General features: G+C 60.4%; 5 protein-coding genes. All 5 read right to left on the bottom strand.

Features of this window, described 5'->3' with window-relative positions; all coding sequences use genetic code 11:
* Positions 1–216: 216 nt before the first annotated feature.
* Positions 217–1,491 (bottom strand): O-acetylhomoserine aminocarboxypropyltransferase, encoded by a 1,275-nt coding sequence (locus tag WBF74_RS07810; protein WP_424437720.1) that lies wholly within the window; start codon positions 1,489–1,491, stop codon positions 217–219.
* 116 nt (positions 1,492–1,607) lie between these two features.
* Positions 1,608–2,021 (bottom strand): CoA-binding protein, encoded by a 414-nt coding sequence (locus tag WBF74_RS07805; protein WP_424437717.1) that lies wholly within the window; start codon positions 2,019–2,021, stop codon positions 1,608–1,610.
* On the bottom strand, positions 2,021–2,842 hold the full coding sequence (locus WBF74_RS07800; protein WP_424437714.1) for an enoyl-CoA hydratase: 822 nt from the start codon (positions 2,840–2,842) through the stop codon (positions 2,021–2,023). Before WBF74_RS07800 ends, WBF74_RS07805 begins: the two co-directional genes overlap by 1 nt.
* Before the next feature lie 75 nt (positions 2,843–2,917).
* Entirely contained in the window at positions 2,918–3,454 is a 537-nt protein-coding gene (locus WBF74_RS07795) for a GNAT family N-acetyltransferase (RefSeq protein WP_424437712.1), read from the bottom strand.
* Between the two features lie 64 nt (positions 3,455–3,518).
* Positions 3,519–4,201 (bottom strand): aldo/keto reductase (locus WBF74_RS07790; protein WP_424437710.1); only part of this gene is annotated, 683 nt, incomplete at its 5' end.

Raw genomic sequence — 4,201 nt, 5'->3', positions numbered from 1 at the left:
CCGTTGTGGGGCAGGCGGCACTCGGCATCTGGACATTGCTCTGGGTGGTGCCGATTGCACTTGGCGCATTGCATCAGGCGGGCGCGATGATCGTCTTCGCCATCGCTCTCTGGCATGCGCACCATCTCGCGCGGTAGCGCGAGCATATTCTCGCAAAAGAAAAAGGCGTCATCCCGAAACTGGAATGACGCCTTTTCTTGTTCTCTGCCGAAAGTGTTATGCGCGCAGCGCCTGATCGAGATCGGCGATGATGTCGTCTGCATCCTCAAGGCCGACCGAGATGCGCACCACATCCGGGCCAGCGCCTGCGAGCGTCTGCTGCTCATCGGTGAGCTGGCGATGCGTGGTCGATGAGGGATGGATGATGAGGCTGCGCGTGTCGCCCACATTGGCGAGATGGCTCAGAAGCTCCACCTTGCTCACGAGCTTGACGCCTGCCTCATAGCCATCCTTCAGGCCGAAGGTGAAAACGGCGCCTGCGCCCTTGGGGGCGTATTTCTTCATCAGGGCGTGAGAAGGATCATCTTCGAGGCCCGCGTAGGAAACCCAGGATACTTTCGGGTGGTCCTTGAGGAACTTCGCCACCTTCAGCGCATTCTCGCAATGGCGCTGCATGCGCAGGTGAAGCGTCTCGATGCCGGTGATGATCATGAACGCATTGAAGGGCGAAATGGCAGGGCCGAGGTCGCGCAGGCCGAGCACGCGGCAGGCAATGGCGAAGGCGATGGCGCCGAATGTCTCGTGGATTTTCAGCCCGTGATAGCTGTCGCAAGGTTCGGTCAGGGTGGGGAACTTGCCCGATTTTGACCAGTCGAACTTACCGCCATCAACAATGATGCCGCCCATCGAATTGCCATGGCCGCCGAGGAATTTTGTCGCCGAATGGAGAACGATATCCGCGCCATGTTCGATAGGGCGGCAGAGATAGGGCGATGCGAGCGTGTTGTCCACGATGAGCGGGATGCCCGCTTCATGTGCGATTTTCGCGATGGCTTCGATATCGGTGATGAGGCCGCCCGGATTGGCGACACTTTCGATGAAGACGGCTTTCGTTTTCGGGCCGATGGCAGCCTTGATCGTTGCCGGGTCGGTCACGTCTGCCCAATCGACTTCCCAACCGAACTTCTTGAAGGCATGGCCGAACTGGTTGATCGAGCCGCCATAGAGCTGGCGGGCTGCCACAAAGCGGTCGCCCGGCGAGAGCAGCGTGTGGAAGGTGAGCATTTGCGCGGCGTGGCCGGAGGCAACGGCAAGCGCGGCGGCACCGCCTTCAAGGGCTGCGACGCGCTCTTCCAGCACGGCGGTCGTGGGGTTGGTGATGCGGGTATAGATATTGCCGAAGGCCTGAAGGCCGAAAAGCGAAGCGGCATGGTCCACATCGTCAAAGACGAAGGATGTCGTCTGATAGATCGGCGTCACCCGCGCCTTGGTGGTGGGGTCGGGCTGCGCGCCTGCGTGAATGGCGAGCGTGGCAAATTTGCGGTCGGTCATTTCCTGCCTCTTTCGGTCCTGCGTGTTGTTGCTGCTCCGGGCGGGCCGGAGTCACATAATTTCAATTCTGCTTGTCAGTATCCTGATCTTTGCGGCGCGGGGCATGGAGAAAAATGTCACAGGCCCCGGTTTCGTATCTCGACTTTCGGACAGCGGTCCATCACGACCCTTAGCCCAGCGGCACGCGCACGCGCGGCGGCGGGCTCGTTCACGACACCTTGCTGCATCCAGACATATTTCGCACCAATGGCAATGGCTTCGTCCGAGATGCCGCCTGCCGCTTCCGAATTTCGGAAAATATCGACCATGTCGATTTTTTCAGGAATGTCGCCAAGTGACGCATAGACTGTCTCGCCATTGAGCTGCTTTCCCGCAAGGCCCGGATTGACCGGGATCACGCGATAGCCTTTTGACTGGAGAAAGAGCATCACTTCATGGCTGTCGCGGTCGGGATTGGCGCTTGCGCCGACCAGCGCCACAGTTTTCGTGTTTTTCAGAATATGCTCGATATCGTCGGCTTCGCCCTTCATCAGCAGTGCTCCCATTTCGGCTCGCGTTTTTCGATGAAGGCGTTGATGCCTTCTTCCGCGTCGCGGGCGAGCATGTTGGTCACCATCACTTCACTCGCATAGAGATAGGCCTCGGCAAGCGGCTTTTCGAGCTGTTCGTAAAATGCCTTCTTGCCGATGGCGACGGTGAGGGCAGATTTGGAGGCGATCAGCTCAGCAAGTTGCATCACCGCCGCATCAAGCGCGTCATGCGGGACGACGCGGTTCACAAGGCCGAACTCTGCCGCGCGCTCTGCGTCGATCATCTCGCCCGTCAGCAGCATTTCCATCGCGTGCTTGCGAGACACATTGCGGGAGAGGGCGACCATCGGCGTTGAACAGAAAAGCCCGATATTGACGCCGGGCGTCGCGAACTTCGCGCCTTCGACGGCAATGGCGAGATCGCAGCTTGCAACAAGCTGACAGCCTGCTGCCGTTGCAATGCCGTGAATACGCGCGATGACGGGTTTCGGGCAATTCACGATGGCCTGCATGAGTGTGCTGCATTGCTGCATGGTCTGCTCGAAGAAGGCGCGGCCGCGATCTGCTTCCGCGCGCGCCGCCGTCAGTTCCTTCAGGTCATGGCCTGCGCAGAAAGCGGGGCCGTTCCCCGCCAGCACCACGACATGCACGGACGGATCCGTACCAATCGCCTCGATCTCTCGGGTGAGAGCAAGCATGAGGTCGGTGGAGAGGCTGTTGCGCTGTTTTGGCCGGTTGAGCGTCAGCCATGCCACGCCGCCAGCATCCTCACGGAGAAGGACAGGCTCTGCCTCTGCCGATTTTGCGATTGGCTCACTCATGGCGCTCTCCTCTTTATTATTGGAGGTGAGCATAGCCGGGTGGCGGGGCGGTGTCAGGTAGGGAGAAGGGGCCGCCTATTTCGTCGAAATCCGGTAAAGCACATGGCGGCGCATGGGGTGGCCTTCCGGCACGCGGGGGTGTTCGAAATCGCCTTGTTCGTCGCGTGTCATGCCAATGCGGCGCATCACGGCCTGCGAGCGCGCATTGGCGGGGATGGTGAAAGAGACAATCTCGGAAAGACCGAGCGGGCCGAAGCCATGCGCAAGTGCCGCCCGCGCCGCCTCGGAGGCATAGCCCGCACCCCAATATTGCGGGGCGAGCCGCCAGCCAATTTCAACGGCAGGCGTGAAGGGCGCCTCGAAGCTCACATGAAGCAGCCCCGCAAAGCCGATGAAAGGCGCCACATCCGGCACTTCCAGCGCCCAGAAACCGAAACCGTGTGTGTCGATATGCGCCTTGAGGCGCTGCGCCACGGCATCACTTTCCGCGCGTGTGAGCGTTGAGGGGAAGTGCTCCATCACTTTCGGGTCTGCCGACATGGCGGCGAAGGGGATGAAGTCATCTTCTCGCCAGGGGCGAAGGATGAGCCGGTCCGTGCGGAGCGTGGTCATGGGGCATCCAAAGAAGAAAGCTGAATGGCCCGCCGATGCTGACCGGCGGGCCATGAAGATCGTATCAGAAAGTCGAGCGCGCCACAGCGGCCCAGTCGCGCGTCGTGCCCGGCTTGCGGTCGGACTGCATGCCGATCATCCAGTTCGGATATTGGGGCGTGATCGCGCTTGCCGCATCAATGGCGGCAAGGTCTTCCGCATCGAGCGCAACATTGACCGAGCCGAGATTGTCCTGCAATTGCGCTTCCGTCTTCGCGCCCATGATGACGGTCGTCACATAGGATTTGTGAAGCTGCCAGCCTAGCGCGACCTGCGCCACGGTGACGCCATGCTTGCCCGCAATCACCTTCAGCACATCCACAAGGTCATAGACCTTTTCGACATTGAGCGGCGGAAAATCGAACTGGGTGCGGCGGCCTTCATTTGCCCGCGCATCGCGGGAGAACTTGCCGGAAAGCGCACCGCCCGCAAGCGGGCTCCATGTCATCAGGCCGAGTTTCTGATCTTCCAGCATCGGCACGATCTCATGTTCAAGGTCGCGTCCGGCGAGCGAATAATAGGCCTGAAGCGTGGCAAACTTTTCAAGTCCGCGCCGCTCGGAAATGCCGAGTGCCTTCATGATCTGCCAGGCAGCCCAATTAGAAACGCCGATATAGCGAACCTTTCCCTGCCGGACGAGGTCGTCCAGCGCGCGCAAGGATTCTTCCATGGGCGTCACGGCGTCCCAGCCGTGGATCTGATAAAGGT

The organism is Parvibaculum sp., from assembly GCF_049672805.1.
Classification (GTDB): domain Bacteria; phylum Pseudomonadota; class Alphaproteobacteria; order Parvibaculales; family Parvibaculaceae; genus Parvibaculum.
This window is presented reverse-complemented; position numbering and strand designations above follow the sequence as displayed.

What these genes read in the sequence shown, in the direction of transcription:
- WBF74_RS07800 (WP_424437714.1), bottom strand. Translation starts at nt 2,842, where the DNA reads ATGAGTGAGCCAATCGCAAAATCGGCAGAGGCAGAGCCTGTCCTTCTC.
- WBF74_RS07805 (WP_424437717.1), bottom strand. Translation starts at nt 2,021, where the DNA reads ATGAAGGGCGAAGCCGACGATATCGAGCATATTCTGAAAAACACGAAA.
- WBF74_RS07810 (WP_424437720.1), bottom strand. Translation starts at nt 1,491, where the DNA reads ATGACCGACCGCAAATTTGCCACGCTCGCCATTCACGCAGGCGCGCAG.
- WBF74_RS07795 (WP_424437712.1), bottom strand. Translation starts at nt 3,454, where the DNA reads ATGACCACGCTCCGCACGGACCGGCTCATCCTTCGCCCCTGGCGAGAA.